The following is a 21,696-nucleotide window of genomic DNA, read 5'->3' as shown; positions in this document are numbered from 1 at the left end:
TGACTTAAACACAGATGATTTTTCAGTTACAGGAGTTTCAGGAGTACTTCGCGTTGTATCACGCTCTACGCTACGTCGCTTAAAAGGTGATATTCTTTTTTTACAGAAAACACCACCCCCATGTTTCTTCTCCGGAGATTCACTTTTATCAGTAACTTGCTGTTTTTCAGTTCCTCATTACAAATGTTCTCCGTATCTTTTGGAGAATCTTCAGAAACCCCAAGATTTAAGGATATTGAATCATCATCTTCCCCCAGCACCAACTGAGACACCCTCCCTGCTCCTTCCTTGGAAGAATCCTTTAACACTCCATCCTGACTCCGATCCCACGTGGGAGACTCCAATTTCGTATCTGACAGTTCAGTCGATGGTGATCGCGACAATGCTTGCAAACGCAGCTCAGGGTCAATGGCCAGTTCATGATCTTTGTTGATTACAGAGCTTTCTATGATTTTATTCAGCACACAACAGGCAATGTCCACTTCAGAAAAATCTATACCATACACTGTACTGTCAGAGCTGTTAGACTTCGATAGCTTCATTGAAATATCTCTACCAACATCACTTAATATTTCCATACCAAATGCACTATTAATCTCATATGCATCATTATTATCGAGAAATCTATTATCTTTCCGATTTTTAGCAACAATAGGGATAAGAACTGAATTCTCATTATTCCTATTATGAGAAGTGCGAATAATAGTACGCACTGGGATATCTGCAGTCTTATCCATAAAATCGATTATTGTATATTTCAGTTTATCAACAGCTTTGTTCTTATTACTAGGAGTCTGAAGGTAACGACATTCTAAAGATGTATTATATGCTGCTATGTCCTTAATGAACTCAACATTATCAAAAATGTCTCTTTTAATGTACACGTAATTACCCCTAACTTCCAAGTAATCGCTTGGAGCATTTTCGTAACCTGCGATTTCTGCTAAAAATGAATCAACAAAGTCTTTTTGTAGTTCTTTATCATGAAAAAGCATACAATATAAATAGGAGTTCCTATCGAAACTTGTATCATATATATGTTTTCTTAAATACTCTGGATTATGTTTCTTTCCCATGCCCTCTGTTACATCTCCGGCAAGTGCTTGAGCTAGATAGCATTTTAAATTAAAAAACACTCCTTCATCTATTTCTACTGAAAATTTCTTTCTTCCTTTATTATCTCTAGGTAAATGTTTCGTGTTAAAAGCGAACGGAAAAAACTTCAAGTTATAAGATACACCAGCAGCTTTTTCATCTCTATAAGATCTTTTAATTATTTTCTCCTTCATGTTATTCAAATACTTCATACATTGTTTGGAATTCATATTTTTATCAAATGAGATAACAATATGATCCTTACCATGCAAATTTTGCACGGTAAGGTTAGTAACTGCAATACCATTAAAACGAAGACTAATATTAAATGCCTTTACTAATTCTCGATTTACTTCACTTATATTAGGCATAACACCCCCCCTATTTTAAATATACTTATGACCTTGAACTACCTTTACTACTACTCTGACTATTACAACTACTCATAGAACTGCTAGGATCATTCCTTCTTGCTCTCTCTTCATCTCTTTCTTTAAACCTATCACGATAGTCATCAATGTACTTTGGATCTATTTTGCTTAGATCAACTCTTCCTCCCCCTTTTACAACACGATCAGATTTTTTTTGATCACCGTTATTACCATGCATACTGCTCTCCAGTAAAAATATTATGTAACTAATATACTAAAAATAAATTATAGTGCAAGCACTTTTTTTATATTTTTTAGTATAAATTTTATTCGTCATTTTTATACTCCTAGATTCCAGTGTCACGCACTGGAATGACAAAAAGGGAGCACTGGCTCCTGGATTCCAGTGTCACGCACTGGAATGACATGGTGAGGCGTCATCCAAGTAGCTGATGCTGGTTCCATCCAAGAGGGTGTCATCCCAGTGCCCAGACACTGGGATCCAGTTTTTTCCATCAAAAACACTCCTTCTTAACATAAAACCCTACACTTATCAAACCCAATGCACATCCTGGATTCCAGCGTCACGCGCTGGAATAACAAGAAAAGGACACTGGAATGACAAAAACTAGCGCAACGGTGTCTTTCCTGCTTCTGCTGACTGACCTTCCACACATTTCTCAACTTTTACATCATTAGTCAATTCTTTTGGTGGTTGAACACTACTTGCAGAACTACGCTGATCAGCACTAGCATTAGACTTATCAGTAGTTCCTGATGGAACTTGAAAATGATCAATTGGATAATTGTGTGTAGGAGGTTTATCCCGTGCTTGTCTTCTTGCATCCCTTTTACTAGCTTTAAACTGTTTACTTTCTTTTGGTTGATTTGTCTTTTCTGCAGGCTGCTCCGGAGCTTTCGGTGGACACACCTCTTTCTTCGGTTACTCTCTTCGCTTTCAGCCAACAAGTGGTTTTCTATTTCACCTTCTAGACTTGCCTCCAGCAGCTTTTTTATAAATGGTGTTAACCTTCCTGTCAACGGTCTTCCTTCTCGTATAGACGATAAGATATTTGTTTCTAATTCTTTATAATCTACCAATCCGGTAGTTCTGTTTGCTATTTTTTGACTCATGTCAAACCTCCATTTTTTTATATCAATTTATTGCTTTTTTTTCGGTTTGACACAGTTTATTTAACACTCCCTTTTGTGATTACAAAAACCTGGTAATTACCGACAGATATGCAGTTTACAACCACTTCAGTGATGAAAAACGACAAATTTGTTGGGCTCACTTATTGAGAAATTTCGAGAGGTTATCTCATAGTTGGAATAGTGAAGTAATGAGACTTGGCCATTGTTTAAAAGATGCAGCTAATGGATTGTTTGCATTAAAAAACGCTTTATCAGAAAATGAAATTAGTATTTCAAAGTTAAGCCAAAGAATTACGAACAGTACTGCATGATAAAAATATCTTATATACTTGAAGCAAAAGGAGCTTCACGAACGGTAAAGGGTATTATAAAATCCGAGCCAATGATGTGGACATTTTTGGATGACCCAGGCATTAACGAATAACCATGTTGAGCGACAGATACGGCATTATGTAGTCTATCGTAAGAATTCGTATTTTACACAGTCGGTACGAGGAAACATGTTTCTTGAACGGGTGATCTCATTGTACCTAACCTGGAGGCAAAAGAAGCTCAACCCTTCTCAAAATCTCCTATCTATTGTCTCTTAAGCCACACCCCTGAACGGATACGATACTTCTGTTTTGTATAAGCAATTTAGCCATTTTCTCTAACTTAGCCTGTCCATCACCGCTGACAGTGCAGACGTTGACAATAGACATCAAAGGTGTCATGCCTTCTTTATCAAACGCATTAACATCCGCACCCTCTGCCAGAGCTTGTTTAAAAGCTTCTAGGTTTTCGCCATCAATAGCATCAAATAACTTTTGTGTCGGTGCATCTAGAGTTCTCTGATATCTGTAACCATTAGTATTTATCCCATTCCTTTCCTTTCATAAAGCATATTAAACCTACCTAATAATTTACTAATATAATTATGTAAAAGAAAAGGAAAATTGCAAGTAATTTATCTAAAATCCTAGAATTAACTACGACTCTAAAAACTTTTCTGCATCAAGTGCAGCCATGCACCCTGTTCCTGCTGCAACTACTGCCTGACGATATACCTTATCTTGAACATCACCTGCAGCAAACACTCCTGCTTTACTAGTTAAAGTTGTTCCAGGTTTTGTAATTATATAACCCTGCTGATCCATTTCAACAAAGCCTTTAAAAACACCTGTATTTGGTGCATGCCCAATTGCAATGAACACTCCATCCACTTCTAATTCTTGAGCTTCCGTTGATTTAACTATAATACCAGTAACTTTTTTTGGATTTTCTTCTCCAAGAATCTGCTCTACAGTATGGTTCCACATTACTTTTATTTTATCATTTTTAAAGAGCCTATCTTGCATTACTTTTTCCGCTCTCAATTTATCACGCCTGTGTATTAATATCACTTTTTTGGCAAATCGAGTTAAAAATATTGCTTCTTCAACAGCAGTGTTTCCACCACCAACCACAGCTACAACTTTATTCCTAAAAAATGCACCATCACAAGTTGCACAAGCTGAAACTCCGTAACCTTGAAATTCCTTTTCACTCTTGAGACCAAGCCACTTCGCTTGCGCACCAGATGCAATTATAATTGCATCTGAATAGTAGTCATTAGTATTACCAGAAGATCTAAACCTATACTCATTAGAATCCTCAAGTTGTTCAACGCTTTTTATCTCATCATCTATTATTTTTGCTCCAACCTTCTCTGCATGCAACTTCTTTTGGGCCATGAGCTCTGGCCCTTGTATTGAAATAAACCCGGGATAATTTTCAACATCCGTAGTAATCGTAAGCTGACCACCAGGCTGCATTCCTGTTACTACAATTGGCTCTAAGTTTGCACGTGCTGCATATATAGCAGCAGCATAACCCGCTGCTCCAGATCCAATAATAAGAACTTTTGTACTAAATCTATAATTCTTCACTGTATGAGTTTAGATAATCAGCTACTCCTTCATTACTCGCCTGCATTGCCGGCTTGCCCCTCTTCCATCCAGCTGGACATACCTCACCATGCTCTTTGTTATGGTTTATTGCATCTACAATTCTAATAAACTCATCAATATTACGCCCTAAAGGCAAATCATTTATCGATTGATGGCGCACAATAAATTTATCATCAATAACGAAAGTTGCCCTCAGTGCAACTGAATCATCATGCAATACTCCATAGTCTCTTGATATAGACTTTTTGATATCAGACACTAAAGTGTAGCTAACCTCTCCAATACCACCATCATTAACTGGAGTGTTTCGCCATTTATAATGTGAAAATTTTGAATCTACACTTATTCCTATCACTTCAATACCACGCTTTGCAAACTCATTTATTCTATTATTGAGCGATATCAATTCAGTTGGGCAAACAAAAGTAAAATCATGTGGATAGAAAAAAAGGATAGCATACTTATTTTTTATGTGCTTACTCAGACAGAAATCATCAACAATTTCTCCGTCAGAGAGAACAGCTGAAGCAGTAAAATCGATAGCAGATTTTGTTACAAGATTCATAATTGACCTATTCTTTTAAAACAACTCTAATTTTACACTTGATAAACTTATATGCAAGTTTTCTTTAGTTTTAGCCCTATAAAAACTTCCTAAAATAGCTCTTCTTTTTTACCGATAAGATACAATCTAGTTTCACTTTATGACGGCGTCGTCCCAGCGCCCCTATGATGTCATCCCAGTGCCCAGACTACTTGGATCCAGGAAACTTAACTCTACATCAAGTAAATGTACAATAAGAACTAGATTCCAGTGTCAAGCACTGGAATCTCGGCAAACCCTACGTCATACCGCCGCGGTATCCCTTAGATGTACAGTCCCAGAGTGTGATGGTATGATAAAATGTAAGAAAAAGATACCATCGAAGGAGGAATTGTGGTTACATGGGTGCGCCCGGACAACAGCGTAGAGCAATACAAAATAGTATAGCAAAGCTTTCCAAACCTTAATCCAAAAACTATTGTCGAAAACGCTCATTCACTAAAGACGCTCAAAACATCCAAGATCAACTGTTCTAACTTTAGAAGAAGAAGGTCGCATTTCGGAAGCATACACTTCTACCACTAGATGATTGCCTTGCAGTCTACAATTCCGCACTTCTAGCCTGCATCGCTGTTATAACATTAGCAAACTGCCAGATGTTGATTAAACCAAAAAAGAAATTTAAGAAATATCCTATAGCATATTGATATTGCAGAAGTCAGAACAGAGGAGGGAAAACTATATCTATATATGGCCTACAATTATGCAAAGAGACTCAAAACTCTTAATGGTCTTACTCCTTTTGAATTTATATGTTCTCAGTGCTCCTGAATTGTTTATACTAAATCCTTACCATCACACTCTGGAACTGTACATCTAAGGAATCCAATTATATATCCAGCCATACTATAAGAGATGAGGAAACTAATGAGCATGACTTACAATGCTTAAGCTTAAAGCATTAGATGCTTTTTACAAGATACAAGACAGAAACTTATCAATAAGCCCCCATCAAGAATCTTATCTGTTAGCTATATATAAAATTTGATACTCTGACTACAATATACTACTATAGATAAAAGTGTTATCAATGGAGCAAAGTATGGAATTAACAGTAGGAAATAATGTGCCATACTACTATAATACCACAGAAGTGGTATTAATGGAGCAAGGTATGGAATTAGCAGTAGGAAATAATGCACCATATTACTATAATACCGTAAAAGTGGTATTAATGGAGCAAGGTATGGAATTAGCAATAGGAAATAATGCACCTGATTTTAGCTTACCAACAGATTCTGGTGAAAATTTATCATTAAGTGAATTTTTTGATAAAAAAAATGTAGTTCTTTATTTTTATCCTAAAGACGATACTCCGGGTTGTAGGATGGAGGCAAAAGGCTTTAGAGATAAAGTAGATGATTTTTCTTCCTTTGACACAGTGATAATTGGTGTATCAAAAGATAGTGTTAAGCGCCATGCTAACTTCAAAGCAAAATATTCTCTGCCATTTTCTTTAGTTTCTGATGAGAATGCTGAAATGTTGGAAAAATATGGTGTTTGGGTAGAGAAAAGTATGTTTGGCAAAAAGTATATGGGAATAGAGCGCACTACTTTTTTAATAGATAAAAAAGGTAAAGTAGTGAAGATCTGGAAAAATGTAAAAGTTAGTGGGCATGTTGATGAGGTTCTGGAAGAAGTAAGGAGAACGTAAACTAAAGAATAGGTTAATGGCTACCCATTGCTACATAAAAAAGCTGAAATTACATAATTTTCGTAGCCACTCAAACTTTGAACTGGATTCAGATGATAGCTCAGTTGTAATAACTGGCAAAAACGGTATTGGTAAAACTAATATACTTGAAGCAATCTCGTTGCTTGCTAAAAGCAATGGAATGAAAAAAGCAAAAGCCAGTGAGATACAAAATAGATTCAGTAATGAAGATTGGGTAGTGCACTATGATTTTTTTAATGGAATGGATTTTAATTCAATTGGTATCGAAAAGAGTTTTGATAAGAAACTAATACAAATTGATGGAAAAACGCAATCGAGTTATTCATCTTTGTATAAGATATCCAATGTAATATGGCTGATTCCACAAATGGACTATGTTCTTCTTAATTCTCCAAGTGACAGATTAAAATTTTTAGACCGTATAGTCTCACTGTTTGAGGAAAATTACACTTGCTGCTACATGAAACACAGAAAAGCTAAACGTGAGCGAAGTAAACTGTTGAGAGAGAACACCTTGGACGAAAATTGGCTCTCTAGTCTTGAAAACATAATGGCCGTTAATGCAGTTAGTATTTTACGTATGCGATCGTCTGTTTTAAAGACACTACAAGACACAATTGATAACCATTCCAGTGAGTTTTTTCCGAAGGCAAGTTTGAAATTCAGCAGCCAGCTAACTTTGGACGATACTGCAGAATATTTTCAGAATCGTCTAAAGGAAAACAGAGAAAAAGATTCATTGACTGGTAGAGTAACCTTTGGTGTGCATAACGATAATCTTCGGGTTTTTTGTCAAAAAAGAAACGTACCAATAAATCTGTGCTCCACTGGAGAACAAAAGTTATTACTGCTTTCTATTATTTTATCCAGTGTAAAAGCAAGGTGTATTCATTACAATAAGGCACCACTTCTTCTACTTGATGATATAATGTCTCATCTGGATAAACATTACAGAAAGGCGTTAATGGAGGAAGTGTTAAGTATTCAATGTCAAACTTGGATAACTGATGTAAATCAAGATAATTTCAATAGCTATCTTTATTCTTTCAAGTTTTTTGAATTGTTAAGTAAATAAGTGACAATATTCTTCTGCAAAAGGAAAGAAATACTTACGTCCTTGGTCTTTTATTATATGACTGTGACCTTACCCATAACTGTACGAACATTGTGCTACCAGAAGGGCAATGCCTCTTATCCAAGTACCCTCTTCTTGTCATTCCAGTCTGGGATCCAGTTTTCCATATAATCTCATCAAAAATGTTTATTTTCTAGCTACTTTTATACTTATCAACTCAGTATGCTTACTTATACCAATTCCCATTACACGGCAAACAGATAGACAATAATAGAAGACAAGCCATAATGAAATAAGTGAAATAGTCGAGGTATAAATGGCACTAAGATCAAAATTATTGGATGAAGAAGTAGTAAAATCAGCAAAAAAAATGCTGAAGAAAGTAAGGAACAATGCATATGTTGCAAAAAAACTAAATGCTGTAATTGCAGCAAAAAAGCATAGTATAACGGCTGTAGCAAAAATATATTGCATTTCAAGAAGCGCACTAACTTCGTGGATAAAACTCTTGAAATTAGGCAGAGAAGAAAAATTGTTTGCTCCTCCACAACGGCGTAGAAAAACTAAATTAAATCAGGCTCAACTACAGCAAGTTGAAGCATGGGTAGGAGAAAATCCTAATATTACCATTAAAGAAATGAGAATAAGAATCCAGGAAAAGTTCGGCTTAAATATTAGCAAATCTACAGTACACCGCTATATGCAAAAGATGAAATTCTCTTATATTACACCAAGACCAGTACACAATGTACAAGATAAAAGAAAACAAGAGGAATTCAAAAAAAAATCTCAACGAAGTTATTGGCAAGTATCCTGAAAAAGAGCTGTTTTTCTTCGATGAATCGCGGTTTGGCACACATTCAAAGACCGGGCATGGATGGTTTAAAAAAGGCGTCAGAACAAAAGTTAAGGTAAAATTAGGTAGGGAAAATTTTTATCTCTACAGTGCAGTTAATCCTAGAAATGGGAAGAATTCTAGCTTGTTTGCACCGAATGTCAACACTGATTGTATGAATATATTTCTTGAGCAAATGTCTCAATATTTGGGACCACGAGAAGCCTTTCTTGTTATGGATTGTGCTAGTTGGCATAAGTCGAAAAGTTTAAAGGTACCTAAAAATATTAAGATTATATACCTACCACCATACTCACCTGAACTCAATCCAGTTGAGAGGCTTTGGTTGTATGTAAAACAGAACATTTTGCGCAATAAAATATACGATACTATTGCTTTGCTTGAGAGTGCTTTGTGTAAATTTATTACTTCTCTTACCTACTCCACAATTAAACAACTCTGCTATGTATCCTATTTGAATGACCAACAATGAGAATTGGTATTACAATTAAAATTCCTGGATCCCAGACTGGAATGACACCCTCCTGATGGGCCAAAATCACAACGTTCGTACAGTTGTGGACCTTACCCAGATGATATGAATAAGTATTGCTTGGTTGAAAGCAAGAGAAGATAATAGTACATTGATGCATTAGAGGTCTGAGGCGACTTTTGATGGTGTGCCAACAATGCTCTATCGGATTTAAATCTCACTTTTACCCACAATTTTGAGAGGTCATGATGTGAAGCATAACTATGCTCTCCTTAAGATTTTCATAGCCCCGCCATAGAGTCATAGCCCCTGGTAAATTATCACTTTTTCTATTCATAAATCCACCTAATTTTCCTAACCAAATAATAGCTTGTTTTATTTTTGGAGGTTCTTCTGGCAATGTAGCTACTTTATGCTCACGTATGAAAAGGGCCTTCCACTCTTCATTGCTTAAAATTTTAGTACAGGTTTCCATGGGATTTGATAAAGCGACTTTTGTTAAATATAAAATTTTAAATGCAATAATGCTCTTTATAGCAATTAATTTCTGTAGCCTTTCCTTTGTAGTTAAACGAGAGCTTTCTATTTTACATCCTGATTTTAAAACCCTGAAATACTCCTCAATTTTCCATCTTAGCTTATACCAATTTATCCTTTCTATAGCATCTAAAGTGCTATTAACTGGTACATTAGTCAGCAAAGTCCAATCAATAGCTTCCAATCCTTCAGGAGGATTTGTTTCTTTTGCACTTACCACATATACAGGGATTTTATCACTTATTTTATGCACTGTGTCTTTTGATCCATAAATTGAAGAAGATCTGATAGGTATATAGCCTTTCATATACTTAACTTCAATATTAGCTTTCCTTGATCTTTGGTTTCTATCTTTATTAACTTCTAGAGAAATTTTCTTCTTTACTGGCAGTTGAGTGATGCGTGTTTGCAAATCTGTTTTTCCAATTTCAGTACAGATAAATCTTCTATTAGTTCGATTACGGATTACATAAAAACTACCTAATGTCTCAGTGATCCATAAAAATTTGAAGATATCTGCCTCTCTATCACCAAGGGTAACAAGTTGTACATTTGCAGGAAGGTTGTTTATGCTTTTTTTGAGAGCTGTTATCCACTTATAACTTTCTTTTTCTTCTATGGAGGTACGGTATTTCCTGTTTGCTTTTTCTTGTGCCGTTTCTTTTTCCCTAATAGAACGTGCCCAACATTGTTGAGAAGATAGACCTAAAGGCAATCCGTCTTTGCTGACTATTAAGGCACTGTGCAACAGTAAACCCATTTTATGCTTCGTATAAGCTTTAGAAATACTACCTAGCCTCTTGGTTTTTATATGAGAGTCAAAATCCAAATAACTTGTATCTTGAACTGAAAAAACAAACTGATTTCCTTTCATTCTCTCCATAGTTTCTTTGTAATGGGAAGAATAAATTTCCTTATCCTTAAGCTTTTCATTGCTAAATAATCTGTATGCACCCTTAGCTTCTTTCCATCTACTACAGCTTTGATTAATTGATCCAGACGCCTTACCCTCTATACAATATCCTGTTTTAATAAGTCTCTTATTAAGTCTTGTATCTCCTAAATTAACGTGTTTTAACTCTCTTTCCAGCCATTTATCCCCTAAGCCATCAGTATATTGCACATTTGTACTTACTTCACTCATTTTAATCCCAAATTTATTTGGTATCCATTTTACTCACTTTTTTATTTGTGGGTAAAAGTGAGGATTTAAATCAGGTGAATATGTTGGAAGATAAAGCAAATGACAGCCAAAAGACTCTATTAATGACTTTGTTTTGGGAGTTTTATGGAATGCAGCATTATCCATAACTATGCCGCTGCAATTGTGGTTCGCTTTAACCATACATTAAATACATCTTTATTACACCCTCCTGTGAAGGTCATTGGTGCAATAAACTTCTTTTCAATCCATCCACCTATTATACTCACTCTTTCCCACTTTTTTCCTGGAACATCAGCATATATTTTTTCTCCTCTTGGAGCTCATGCATATTCTCGGTATAGAATATATTATACCTTTATCATTCGCTTTTGAAAATACTATAAAACAGAAACAAAAGTGTTGTTTATTGCAGCTTTTGGGTAATTTAATAGTAAAAATTTTAGAGAGAAATTTTATACACTATCACTGATATTCTCCCTTAAGTTGACGCCATTGCCTGAACAGATACACTCGGATTTTTTATATAACTATATTTACTATCTTATTTGGTACAGCATATACAGTGCGAACTTTGCTTTGACCGATCTTACTGGACACAGAGTCTATCGCTATTTTCTTCAATTCTTCTTGAGGTAAGTTAATTGCTACCTTTATTGTTGTGCGTAATTTTCCATTGATTTGCACTGCTATAGTTACCGTATCGTCAACTAATAATGATTCATCAGCTTTTGGCCAAGGTTGACCTCCTATTTCTTGCCATAGGCTTTCAGCTAGATGTGGTATGAATGGTTCGATTACTCTGATTAATATACATATACCTTCATCAATAAGAGATTTTCCAGTTTTTACATCTATTTCAGCTATTAAATTCGTCATCTCACGAAATTTTGCCACTACACAGTTTAATCTGCAGTTTTCCAAGTCATCTGTAAGTCCGTGTAAGAGTTTATGAATTTTTTTTCTGTACTCTAGAAGTCCACCCGTAACACTCTCATTATCATAGTGTATATTTACAGGTCTCAGCTGCATTACCATACGCCACAACTTGTTTATATAACGAGAACAACCTTCCACGCCATCATCGGACCATTCCATATCTTTCTCTGGAGGAGTGTCGGACAACACAAACAAGCGAGCAGTATCAGCACCATATTTTTCTATGATAAAATTTGGATCAACTGTGTTCTTTTTCGACTTGCTCATTTTTTCAACTTTGCCCACTTGAACCTTAGCTCCTTGTGCAATCAACTCTTTTGCTTCTGCGGGAAATAGCCACTTACCATTTTCGTCTTTATAAGTTGCATGGCAGACCATTCCTTGGGTGATTAAAGTAGAGAAAGGCTCTTTAATATCAAAATAGCCACATTTGGTTAAAGCACGGCAGAAAAATCGTGAGTAAAGCAAATGCAGAATTGCATGTTCTATCCCACCTATATAATAATCAACAGGCATAAAACGATTACATGCATTTTTGTCTATTGATTTATCTTCACTACAGAATGCAGCAAAATACCAGGAAGACTCAAAAAAGGTGTCGAATGTATCAGTTTCACGCTCTGCTTGCTTTTCACATTTTGGGCAATCAACGAACTTCCAAGTTGGGTGCTTATCCAGCGGATTGCCACCACTTGTAAATTCTACATCTACAGGTAGAACCACAGGAAGGTCTTTTTCTGGCACTGGAACAGTTCCGCAATCTTTACAATATATTATAGGTATAGGGCATCCCCAATAACGTTGCCTTGAAATTCCCCAATCATGTAAACGATAGTTTATCGTTTTCTTGCCTATTCCTTTTTCTTCAAGCTTTTTAATGGCTACTTCCTTTGCTTTGCTGACAGTTAATCCGTTTAAGAATTCAGAATTGAACATTACCCCATCGCCGGTGTATACTTCTTTTAAGGTCTCTATGGCTTGTGCACCCTCTTCACGAACTACAGGAATAACCGGCAAATCGTATTTCTGCGCAAATTCAAAATCACGCTGATCATGTGCAGGGCAACCAAAAATCGCGCCTTCTCCATATTCCATCAACACAAAATTCGCTATGTAAAGTGGCAATTCCTTATCAAGAAATGGATGTTTGACGTTTAATCCGGTGTAAACTCCTATTTTTTCATCGTTCTCTCTTTTCGATTTTATTTCCTGGATCCCAGTGTCAAGCACTGGGATGACAACAGAAGAACCATTCTTTAAATCCTGCACAATAGGATGCTCTGCTGCCACTGCACAAAAAGAAGCCCCAAACAAAGTATGAGGATAAGTTGTAAAAACCTTCAATTTCTTATTTAAGCCAACGATTTCAAACTCTATAGTTGCCCCTTCAGATTTCCCCACCCAGCGCTCCTGCATTGTTTTGACTTTTTCTGGCCAATTTTTTAAACTTTGCAAGCACTTGAGTAAATCTTCAGCAAAATCAGTAATCTTTAAAAACCATTGGGATAACTTACGTTTTTCAACAATGGCGCCTGACCGCCATCCTTTTCCGTCGACTACTTGTTCATTTGCAAGCACTGTTTGGTCTACCGGGTCCCAGTTAACCCATGACTCTTTTCGATAGGCAAGCCCATGCTTTAAAAAATCCAGGAAAAATTTTTGTTCGTGTTTGTAGTAATCAGGCTCACATGTGGAAAGTTCACGCTCCCAATTATAAGAAAGACCTATAGATTTCAACTGTGTACGCATATTATCTATATTCTCTTTTGTCCATGTTTCAGGGCTAATATTATTGTCCCTTGCTGCATTTTCAGCTGGTAATCCAAACGCATCCCAGCCAATTGGATGCAAAACCTCAAATCTACGAGCTCTCTTGTAACGCGCTATCACATCCCCTATTGCATAGTTACGTAAGTGCCCCATATGAATTTTACCGGATGGATATGGAAACATCTCCAATACGTAACATTTCTCTTGTTCACTATTCTTGCTTACAGAAAAATCCCTTTTATCTTGATAAAATTTTTCAACACTTTTAAAATCATATTTCATATAAATCCAAATTCAATTACAGTTCACATGCATCAAAGGATCAACCGCTTGGCCATTATGCCGTATTGTGAAACACATCTGTGGATCCTTATCTTGTGTGCTTGATTTACCTGCAGATCCAATCACTTGACCTTGCTTTACTTTATCACCAATTTCAACATGTATGTTTTTTAAATAGGAGTACACAGTCATGTAATTATCTTTGTGTTCTACTATAATTAAATTTCCATACCATCTCAGCCCTTTGCCTACATATACCACTTTGCCGGGTGCAGAAGCAACTACATTCGTTCCATTTTGAGCAGCAATTTTTATGCCATCCTTACACGTTTCATCAGAAGAGGTAGCTGTACCTTTAACTGGCATTACAAATTTGCAATTTACCCCCACGTTTTGTGCATTATTGTTATCTTTGTATATCCTGTTTATGATGGCTTTTCTATTTTCTTTTTTTATTAAAGGCTCCCTAATTAAATGGTACTCTCTTGTATATTCCAGCTCTCTTTTTCCGTAAAATTCTTCGCCTTTAAGCAGCACAGGTGCAGGTTTTTGCAGGCCACAGCCTATTAATATTGCTAATAATATAAGAAATGAAGCTATATGCCACATTTTAGATATATCAACTCTCACAAAACTCCAAAATTTTAGCGAGACGTAGTGTTTCACACCTGTTCGTTACTTTCCTCGTTATTTATTTTACTAGTTAAATAATCCCTCAAATCGGTAAGTTCTTGCAACAAATTCTTTGTGACTCTTATATCATTACCAAATTCTTTTTGCACTCCTTTTATTGTATATCCTTTATCATATAGCATGTATTTTACTTTCTTTATGGCCTCTATACACTTAAGATCATATAGCCTTCTTCCTTTACGCTTTGTAGGCTTAATTTGATGAAATTGACCTTCCCAAAATCTTAAAACATGCTGTTCCAAATGTAGCTCTTCAGCTACTTCCCCAATCGTATAAAATAATTTTTCCTTATTCATTAATTATTGATTAATTTTTTTATAATTTTTGAAGGCCTAAAAGAAATTGAACTTCTTGCCTGAATCATCACTTTCTCCGATGTATTTGGTACATTTCCTGGTCTTTCCTTCTTTTTCTTAACCAAGAATGTTCCAAATGACGATATTTTTACTATTCCATCCTTTGCCAAGCTTGTCTTTATTTCGTTCAATATATCATCTATTATCGAAGCAGAGTCTTCCTTTGATAATCCTATTTCTTGGTTTATATTTTCAGCTATCGTTGCCTTAGTTACTGTCGTGTCTTTTGTTGTAACGTGATCCATTATTGATAAATATTACAATACGTAAATATAATATAGCAATCGACTCGAGATTCAGCTACTTTATTTTTTAGGGTATGTCTCTTCTGTAGCATAATTTAAAATACTAGCAACTGCCAACATTACAAATATTGCAAAAAGCGCCATTTGATGATCTGTAAAAAGTGCTAGCATTGACACTATAATTCCGCTGACAATAAACATAAACCCATTGATAATAGATGATGATGTGCTAATGTATTTTCGTTTCACAATCTCGCTGCCGACAGTAAAATTAAGCATATGTCCTCCCGCAAAAAACCCGAACATTAACATATAAAAGTATACAACGTGGACTGTTAAGTGGCTGCACAACAAAATAATCATTGAAACACCTTGTAAAAGAGCAAAAGCAGAGATTACATGCCTTCTATTTTTAAATAGATTTGAGATTCGATCTGCAATTGGAGCACCAACTGCAAGACCAAGCCATAATATTGCGGTTGCTACACCTGACTCCACTGCATCAAGTTCTGAGTTGCTCAGTAACCTTGGAGCCCACAAGGTATTCAGTGCTAAAAATGTTCCAAAAGTAATAGCACCCACTATTGAAGTTATCCAGATATCTCTTAATTTCAGCACTGTGAGTACAGAGTACATTACTGTTCTTATAGAGCTTTTTATTGTGCACTTTTCTGAGCTGCTTTCTGAAAGTATGCTTGGATAAAAAAACATCAGTACAAATATCAACACACCAAATAGTATTATGCATACAATCAGATTCTTCCAATCTGCACCTTCGGCAAGCAAGCTAGAGAACAACATTTGAATCACCAAAGCGGAAAGACTTGAAATTGTTTGCACTAGTGAAAACATTAATCCAAATTGGGCAACGGGAAAACAGATGCTACTTATATGAGCAGCACCAATAAAACCAAATGATGCTCCAGTTGCAATCAATACTTGAGATAAAATTAAATGGGCAAAATTGTTACCGTTAACAAGAACAAGAAACCCGAGGATTATAGTTGATAACGAGAAAAAATAAATTTTTTTACTGGAAAAAACATTAAACGTTGCCCCACTAAAAAATTGTAAGATGGCAAAAGTCCAAGTATATACTGATACCAATTCCCATTACACGGCAAACAGATGGACAACAATGGAAGAAAAGCCATAATGAAGTAAGTAAAATAGTTGAGGTATAAATGGCATTAAGATCAAAATTATTGGATGAAAAAGTAGTAGAATCAGCAAAAGAAATGCTGAAGAAAGTAATACCAATTCTCATTGTTGGTCATTCAAATAGGATACATAGCAGAGTTGTTTAATTGTGGAGTAGGTAAGAGAAGTAATAAATTTACACAAAGCACTCTCAAGCAAAGCAATAGTATCGTATATTTTATTGCGCAAAATGTTCTGTTTTACATACAACCAAAGCCTCTCAACTGGATTGAGTTCAGGTGAGTATGGTGGTAGGTATATAATCTCAATATTTTTAGGTACCTTTAAACTTTTCGACTTATGCCAACTAGCACAATCCATAACAAGAAAGGCTTCTCGTGGTCCCAAATATTGAGACATTTGCTCAAGAAATATATTCATACAATCAGTGTTGACATTCGGTGCAAACAAGCTAGAATTCTCCCCATTTCTAGGATTAACTGCACTGTAGAGATAAAAATTTTCCCTACCTAATTTTACCTTAACTTTTGTTCTGACGCCTTTTTTAAACCATCCATGCCCGGTCTTTGAATGTGTGCCAAACCGCGATTCATCGAAGAAAAACAGCTCTTTTTCAGGATACTTGCCAATAACTTCGTTGAGATTTTTTTTTGAATTCCTCTTGTTTTCTTTTATCTTGTACATTGTGTACTGGTCTTGGTGTAATATAAGAGAATTTCATCTTTTGCATATAGCGGTGTACTGTAGATTTGCTAATATTTAAGCCGAACTTTTCCTGGATTCTTATTCTCATTTCTTTAATGGTAATATTAGGATTTTCTCCTACCCATGCTTCAACTTGCTGTAGTTGAGCCTGATTTAATTTAGTTTTTCTACGCCGTTGTGGAGGAGCAAACAATTTTTCTTCTCTGCCTAATTTCAAGAGTTTTATCCACGAAGTTAGTGCGCTTCTTGAAATGCAATATATTTTTGCTACAGCCGTTATACTATGCTTTTTTGCTGCAATTACAGCATTTAGTTTTTTTGCAACATATGCATTGTTCCTTACTTTCTTCAGCATTTTTTTTGCTGATTTTACTACTTCTTCATCCAATAATTTTGATCTTAGTGCCATTTATACCTCGACTATTTCACTTATTTCATTATGGCTTGTCTTCTATTATTGTCTATCTGTTTGCCGTGTAATGGGAATTGGTATGAGTTAGCCAGTGCAACTTGCGCGATTGTCAGTCCAAGTTCCTTTTCAAGATTCACACTTATAAAGGCATAAATTATCTGCATATTGCTGAATATAACAACCAAGTTACTAATCAGCCAAATGAACCAAGCTCTACTTTCCATAAGATTTATTTTTATAAGTAATCTATTAGAAATTTAACACTAAGTCTCTTTTTAAGCTATTGTTTCCTGAATAAGTGCTGGACTTGACTTCCTTTAGCTTTATTGTACAATTAAATAATTTTATTCTAAAAGTGGAGGGTAACAATGAACACTAAAAAAATAAATGAGAAGTGGTTAACTATAGTAGCTGGCTCGCTGTTATTTGCAATGATGCTGCCGTCGATTCTTCTTTTAGCAAAAATAGCTATAGGGCTAATTATGGTTTCAGTTGCAGCAATAGCGATAAAAGTTGCCTTAAAAACAACATCAAACGTTCTTGAAGAGAAGGAAGCAGAGGTAGCACAACAAACAACACAAAGTAAAATTATAAACCTAGCTATTGGATTAACATCTATACTTGTAGGAGGATTATCACTATTCATTATAGCACAAACTGGCTTGATTGCAGCATGTGCAGCTATAACTGCTTTAGCTCTACACGAATATGTTAAAAATAAAGAAATAGGAAAAGATATAAACAATAAATTCGATAAAGTAGCTGACGGTATCACTGACTTTATTGTGAGCAGTGTTGAAAAACTTATTCCAACAAAGCCGCCAGGCATAACAGCCTAAACTGTCTCCGTTCAGCAGAGTGGTTTAAGAAACAATAGATAGAAGGTTTTGAAAAGGGTTCAGCCTTCTTTTTATGTCCGTCTTGAGGAACTTCTTGTACAATTAGTTTCTCTTGAGAAAATGAATCTAACATTTTAACACTCCCTTTAACTCTTACATAATATATTGAAAAATAATTAACCTAACTTATAACTTGCAGCTTTATCAGCTTGTTAGGCAGAATTATTAAAGAATTAGTTGAATAGGTATTATGATTCAATTTAACTCCATCCACAAGTTCTCCGTTTGTTATTCCAGTTGCAATAAACACTGATTCACCTTTTGCCATATCTTTTATGGTGTAGATTTTTTCTGGGTCATCAATATTTAAATTCTTTGCTCTTTCTCTTAACTGATCTGTGTCAAATATTAATCTTCCCTCCATCTGCCCACCGATTGAACTCAGCGCTGCAGCCGCAAGCACCCCTTCTGGTGCCCCTCCTATTCCGATATACATATCGTGATTGCCATTTACTAGTGAAACTACGGCCGCAACATCACCATCATCTATTAGTTTAACTTTTACTCCTAACTTCCTGATTTTTAATATTAATTCATCATGCCTTTCACGGTTAAGTATAGTTACTGTAAGATCATTCACTTTACATCCTTTTGCCTTGGCTAAATTGTCTAGATTCTTTTCAATGCTATTTTTTAGTGAGACTACACCCTCTGGGAGATTTTTTCCTATTGCTATCTTTTCCATATAAACATCAGGTGCGTGTAAAAAATCACCTTTTTTCGTTGCAGCAAGAACGGACATTGCCCCTTGTTTATGGTGAGCGCAGATTGTAGTGCCTTCAAGTGGGTCAACAGCAATGTCGATTTCAGGACCATTTCCAGTGCCAACCTTCTCGCCAATATATAGCATCGGTGCTTCATCTCTCTCACCTTCACCAATTACGGTAGTACCATTTATTTCCATAGAATTCAACACTGTTCGCATTGCATCAACTGCAACCTGATCAGCCCTTTTTTCATCACCAAAGCCTGCCAATTTATACGCAGCAAGTGCTGCAGCTTCGGTCACTTTAACTAATTTATAGGCTAAATCTTCCATCATTTGCTTGAGAATCATAAATAAAGAATCCAATATATATCATGCTATTTGAGACTGCAATATGTCTTGACTGGTTGTGGGAAAGTTGCTATAATAAACTAACATATAGTAGTAGGTTTAATTATGTTGTATAGTAATGATGATATTAGAGAGTTATGTTTAGATGCAGATAAGGGTTTAATGTATGATAATAAGGACAATAAAGTTACCAGCCTTGAAGACTTGCAAAATAGGTTAAAAAGAAAAGCTAAATTTAAAGAAATTGATTTTCAAAGTAAGTGTGAAGGAGATAACTCGTTGGGAGACTTACTTCTAAAGCATGCAACTGAAAATGGTTACCCACGCGTTAAGGATTTTCTCATTGAAAAGGGATTCAACTTCCCTCAACAAGAACAAGTAGCTACAGCGATAAACGAGGAAGAAGAGGCACCTAATGTAGAAGAAAATAAATCAGACAGTAATGAAGTAAATCCTGGTAACTCTAAAGCTGCTCAATTTTCTACGTCATATGACAAGATAAAGGAAATTGTAACTAAAAACCCTGATATAACTGCTGGGAAGTTTAATGAAGAGCTAAAAAAAGAAAAAATAGATACAAAAATAACAAACCAGGATGGTTGGACTTTGCCTTATTATGCTGTCCGTTCAGAAGGACCTTACATTACCGACGATCGCAGCATATTTCTAAAGGTTGTTGAGTTGTTCACAAGTTTAAATATTGGAATCGATTTTAAAGATACTGCTTCCAGAACTGTGTTGGGTATGGCTGCAGTAAATAAACAAGCTGACGTTGTAAGAATGCTCTTGGATAGTGGCAAATTTAATGAAGAAGAAAAATTTAACGCTTTGCGTTCTGCTATTGTTCAAGGTAATGTCCAAGAAGTTGAGGCATTTTTAGGTTATGTAAATGATGAAAGCAGACGAGCAGCTTTATGGTTGGCTATGAATAGTACACAAGAAGAAATTACTCAGGTGCTTTTAAACTTTATTACATCAGAAACACCCAATGCAGAAGAAAATATAGTACCAGCACCTCCTATAGTAACAGGAGCAAATGCTAACCAACCTGTGTCAAGTAGTGTTAATGATCAGCCAGGTCATCGTAACGAAAATGAAACGCCTGTATTAACAATAGAAACAAATACCGGCAAAACTACTATATCAGATTGTGATAATAATAAAAATGTCTTCACAAATTCTCAATTTTCTATGCCAAATGAACAAGAAACTAAATATAAAGAGAGCAAAAAGGATTTTTACACCTCATTGACAAAAGATGTTGTTGGAGTTGTTATTACAGGATTATTCATTACTGCTGCTGTGATGGTTCCATTTGTAGCTGGTGCGGTAATTTGTGGTGTTATAGCTGCTTTGGTTGCAGTATGTACCGGATTGCATATAAAAAATTCTACATTACCAGGCTATAGAGAAATGGAAGAAAATAAAATTGAACACGTAAGTTCAAAAACTGCACAAACATTGTGATTTGAGAAAAATCTCCACTAGGAAAGGTGTCATCCCAGTGCCCAGACTACTTGGATCCAGTCTTTTTTGCAATTTCATCAAGAACGCTCCCTTTTAACATAAAACCCTACACTTATCAAACCCAATGCACACCTGGATTCCAGTGTCACGCACTGGAATGACACCTGTATTTCTCTTTGCCATCAATCCCTACTCTTGAATGTCATCCCAGTACCTCTTTTTTTTGTCATCCCAGTGCCTCTTTTTCTTGTCATCCCAGTGCCCAGACACTGGGATCCAGGAAAAAGAATGATGTCATGAAAGTAGCCCCTATGATGTCATTCCAGTCCGTGATGCACAACTGTACAAACGTTGTAGTTTGGGAGCAATTCCCACTAGTGGGGTGTCATCCCAGTGCCCAGACACTGGGATCCAGGAAACTTAACTCTACACCAAGTAAATGTACAATAAGAACTAGATTCCAGCGTCACGCGCACAACTGTACGAACATTCATTTTTGAAGACAGCAAATGGTGTCATTCCAGTCTGGAATCCAGAAATTTTGCTTATAACTGAGCTGATGAGCTAAAGGTATTTGTCTTACGCTAAAACAAACGTTTTTAATTAAGTTGCATAGAACCTGGATCCCAGTGTCTGGGCACTGGGATGACACCCCACTAGTGGGAATTGCTCCCAAACTACAACGTTTGTACAGTTGTGCATCACGGACTGGAGTGACATCATAGGAGCACTGGGATGACAAAAAAAGGAGCACTGACCATTTTCGGTCTCTTAAGTTGC

General features: G+C 35.9%; 24 protein-coding genes and 4 pseudogenes. 9 read left to right on the top strand and 19 right to left on the bottom strand.

Going from position 1 to position 21,696, the window contains the following annotated elements:
* Positions 1–65: 65 nt before the first annotated feature.
* The 5 genes and pseudogenes from ACWHVF_RS01160 to ACWHVF_RS01140 all read right to left on the bottom strand — a co-directional run.
* Positions 66–1,466, bottom strand: coding sequence for a hypothetical protein (locus ACWHVF_RS01160; RefSeq protein WP_064124703.1), 1,401 nt, complete (start codon positions 1,464–1,466; stop codon positions 66–68).
* A gap of 25 nt (positions 1,467–1,491) precedes the next feature.
* On the bottom strand, positions 1,492–1,704 hold the full coding sequence (locus ACWHVF_RS01155) for a hypothetical protein (protein ID WP_064124704.1): 213 nt from the start codon (positions 1,702–1,704) through the stop codon (positions 1,492–1,494).
* Positions 1,705–1,826: 122 nt separating this feature from the next.
* Complete coding sequence (locus tag ACWHVF_RS01150; RefSeq protein ID WP_156488140.1) at positions 1,827–1,985, bottom strand: hypothetical protein; 159 nt, start codon at positions 1,983–1,985, stop codon at positions 1,827–1,829.
* 109 nt (positions 1,986–2,094) lie between these two features.
* Positions 2,095–2,397, bottom strand: coding sequence for a hypothetical protein (locus tag ACWHVF_RS01145; protein ID WP_064124705.1), 303 nt, complete (start codon positions 2,395–2,397; stop codon positions 2,095–2,097).
* Positions 2,370–2,600 (bottom strand): annotated as a pseudogene (locus ACWHVF_RS01140) (IS256 family transposase); the annotation flags it as partial. The pseudogene ACWHVF_RS01140 and the gene ACWHVF_RS01145, both read right to left, overlap by 28 nt.
* A gap of 56 nt (positions 2,601–2,656) precedes the next feature.
* Between ACWHVF_RS01140 and ACWHVF_RS01135 the strand changes: the two are divergent.
* Positions 2,657–3,211 (top strand): annotated as a pseudogene (locus tag ACWHVF_RS01135) (IS66 family transposase); the annotation flags it as partial.
* A 378-nt stretch (positions 3,212–3,589) separates the two neighbouring features.
* On the opposite strand, the gene trxB reads toward ACWHVF_RS01135, so the two are convergent.
* On the bottom strand, positions 3,590–4,528 hold the full coding sequence (gene trxB / locus ACWHVF_RS01130; protein ID WP_064124731.1) for a thioredoxin-disulfide reductase: 939 nt from the start codon (positions 4,526–4,528) through the stop codon (positions 3,590–3,592).
* Positions 4,515–5,114, bottom strand: coding sequence for a peroxiredoxin (locus tag ACWHVF_RS01125; RefSeq protein ID WP_064124732.1), 600 nt, complete (start codon positions 5,112–5,114; stop codon positions 4,515–4,517). The genes trxB and ACWHVF_RS01125 overlap by 14 nt, the downstream gene beginning before the upstream one ends.
* A gap of 139 nt (positions 5,115–5,253) precedes the next feature.
* On the opposite strand from ACWHVF_RS01125, the gene ACWHVF_RS01120 reads away from it, so the two are divergent.
* From ACWHVF_RS01120 to ACWHVF_RS01100, 5 genes and pseudogenes are all read left to right on the top strand, one after another.
* Positions 5,254–5,520, top strand: coding sequence for a hypothetical protein (locus ACWHVF_RS01120; RefSeq protein WP_447933085.1), 267 nt, complete (start codon positions 5,254–5,256; stop codon positions 5,518–5,520).
* Positions 5,521–5,604: 84 nt separating this feature from the next.
* A pseudogene (locus tag ACWHVF_RS01115) lies at positions 5,605–5,849 on the top strand (IS481 family transposase); the annotation flags it as partial.
* A gap of 490 nt (positions 5,850–6,339) precedes the next feature.
* The gene (gene bcp / locus ACWHVF_RS01110; protein WP_064124694.1) at positions 6,340–6,807 is read left to right on the top strand and encodes a thioredoxin-dependent thiol peroxidase; all 468 of its coding nucleotides are present in this window, start codon (positions 6,340–6,342) and stop codon (positions 6,805–6,807) included.
* 16 nt (positions 6,808–6,823) lie between these two features.
* Positions 6,824–7,903: a DNA replication/repair protein RecF gene (recF, locus tag ACWHVF_RS01105; protein ID WP_064124693.1), complete on the top strand. Its 1,080-nt coding sequence runs from the start codon at positions 6,824–6,826 to the stop codon at positions 7,901–7,903.
* A gap of 316 nt (positions 7,904–8,219) precedes the next feature.
* A protein-coding gene (locus ACWHVF_RS01100; protein WP_447933084.1) for an IS630 family transposase occupies positions 8,220–9,231 on the top strand; the annotation gives its coding sequence in 2 pieces (ribosomal slippage) (positions 8,220–8,681 and positions 8,683–9,231; 1,011 coding nt in all).
* Positions 9,232–9,454: 223 nt separating this feature from the next.
* Here ACWHVF_RS01100 and ACWHVF_RS01095 read toward each other — a convergent pair.
* The 7 genes from ACWHVF_RS01095 to ACWHVF_RS01065 form a co-directional block, all read right to left on the bottom strand.
* On the bottom strand, positions 9,455–10,912 hold the full coding sequence (locus tag ACWHVF_RS01095; protein ID WP_064125417.1) for an IS4 family transposase: 1,458 nt from the start codon (positions 10,910–10,912) through the stop codon (positions 9,455–9,457).
* A 33-nt stretch (positions 10,913–10,945) separates the two neighbouring features.
* Positions 10,946–11,077 (bottom strand): transposase, encoded by a 132-nt coding sequence (locus ACWHVF_RS01090; RefSeq protein WP_179945594.1) that lies wholly within the window; start codon positions 11,075–11,077, stop codon positions 10,946–10,948.
* Between the two features lie 375 nt (positions 11,078–11,452).
* Positions 11,453–13,921, bottom strand: a complete 2,469-nt coding sequence (gene leuS / locus ACWHVF_RS01085) for a leucine--tRNA ligase (protein WP_064125416.1) — start codon at positions 13,919–13,921, stop codon at positions 11,453–11,455.
* 12 nt (positions 13,922–13,933) lie between these two features.
* Positions 13,934–14,530 carry a murein hydrolase activator EnvC family protein gene (locus tag ACWHVF_RS01080; RefSeq protein ID WP_064125418.1) on the bottom strand — a complete coding sequence of 199 codons (597 nt, stop codon included), beginning with the start codon at positions 14,528–14,530 and terminating at the stop codon, positions 13,934–13,936.
* Between the two features lie 53 nt (positions 14,531–14,583).
* The gene (locus tag ACWHVF_RS01075; RefSeq protein WP_064125415.1) at positions 14,584–14,910 is read right to left on the bottom strand and encodes a MerR family transcriptional regulator; all 327 of its coding nucleotides are present in this window, start codon (positions 14,908–14,910) and stop codon (positions 14,584–14,586) included.
* Positions 14,910–15,215: an integration host factor subunit alpha gene (locus tag ACWHVF_RS01070; protein WP_064125414.1), complete on the bottom strand. Its 306-nt coding sequence runs from the start codon at positions 15,213–15,215 to the stop codon at positions 14,910–14,912. The genes ACWHVF_RS01075 and ACWHVF_RS01070 overlap by 1 nt, the downstream gene beginning before the upstream one ends.
* Before the next feature lie 60 nt (positions 15,216–15,275).
* Complete coding sequence (locus tag ACWHVF_RS01065) at positions 15,276–16,322, bottom strand: MFS transporter (RefSeq protein WP_156488222.1); 1,047 nt, start codon at positions 16,320–16,322, stop codon at positions 15,276–15,278.
* A 77-nt stretch (positions 16,323–16,399) separates the two neighbouring features.
* Here ACWHVF_RS01065 and ACWHVF_RS01060 point away from each other — a divergent pair, with 77 nt between their 5' ends.
* Positions 16,400–16,522: a hypothetical protein gene (locus ACWHVF_RS01060; protein WP_447933308.1), complete on the top strand. Its 123-nt coding sequence runs from the start codon at positions 16,400–16,402 to the stop codon at positions 16,520–16,522.
* On the opposite strand, the gene ACWHVF_RS01055 is transcribed toward ACWHVF_RS01060, so the two are convergent.
* Positions 16,479–17,490, bottom strand: a protein-coding gene (locus ACWHVF_RS01055) for an IS630 family transposase (RefSeq protein WP_447933038.1) whose coding sequence is annotated in 2 segments (ribosomal slippage) — positions 16,479–17,027 and positions 17,029–17,490 — 1,011 coding nt in all. Because the reading frame shifts where the segments join, the coding sequence is not laid out codon by codon here. The two genes, ACWHVF_RS01060 and ACWHVF_RS01055, sit on opposite strands and share 44 nt — an antisense overlap.
* Positions 17,491–17,573: 83 nt before the next feature.
* A pseudogene (locus tag ACWHVF_RS01050) lies at positions 17,574–17,717 on the bottom strand (MFS transporter); the annotation flags it as partial.
* Between the two features lie 144 nt (positions 17,718–17,861).
* On the opposite strand from ACWHVF_RS01050, the gene ACWHVF_RS01045 reads away from it, so the two are divergent.
* Positions 17,862–18,332, top strand: a complete 471-nt coding sequence (locus tag ACWHVF_RS01045) for a hypothetical protein (protein WP_064125468.1) — start codon at positions 17,862–17,864, stop codon at positions 18,330–18,332.
* Between the two features lie 181 nt (positions 18,333–18,513).
* Here the strand turns inward: ACWHVF_RS01045 and glpX are convergent, their stop codons facing one another.
* On the bottom strand, positions 18,514–19,431 hold the full coding sequence (gene glpX, locus ACWHVF_RS01040) for a class II fructose-bisphosphatase (protein WP_064125467.1): 918 nt from the start codon (positions 19,429–19,431) through the stop codon (positions 18,514–18,516).
* Positions 19,432–19,554: 123 nt separating this feature from the next.
* Here glpX and ACWHVF_RS01035 point away from each other — a divergent pair, with 123 nt between their 5' ends.
* Complete coding sequence (locus tag ACWHVF_RS01035; RefSeq protein WP_064125466.1) at positions 19,555–20,916, top strand: ankyrin repeat domain-containing protein; 1,362 nt, start codon at positions 19,555–19,557, stop codon at positions 20,914–20,916.
* 374 nt (positions 20,917–21,290) lie between these two features.
* Here the strand turns inward: ACWHVF_RS01035 and ACWHVF_RS01030 are convergent, their stop codons facing one another.
* Together ACWHVF_RS01030 and ACWHVF_RS01025 are read right to left on the bottom strand one after the other, a co-directional pair.
* Positions 21,291–21,425: a hypothetical protein gene (locus tag ACWHVF_RS01030; protein ID WP_447933083.1), complete on the bottom strand. Its 135-nt coding sequence runs from the start codon at positions 21,423–21,425 to the stop codon at positions 21,291–21,293.
* The gene (locus tag ACWHVF_RS01025; protein ID WP_156488229.1) at positions 21,407–21,670 is read right to left on the bottom strand and encodes a hypothetical protein; all 264 of its coding nucleotides are present in this window, start codon (positions 21,668–21,670) and stop codon (positions 21,407–21,409) included. The genes ACWHVF_RS01030 and ACWHVF_RS01025 overlap by 19 nt, the downstream gene beginning before the upstream one ends.
* Positions 21,671–21,696 lie beyond the last annotated feature (26 nt).

The organism is Wolbachia endosymbiont of Dactylopius coccus (assembly GCF_977011065.1).
This window is presented reverse-complemented; position numbering and strand designations above follow the sequence as displayed.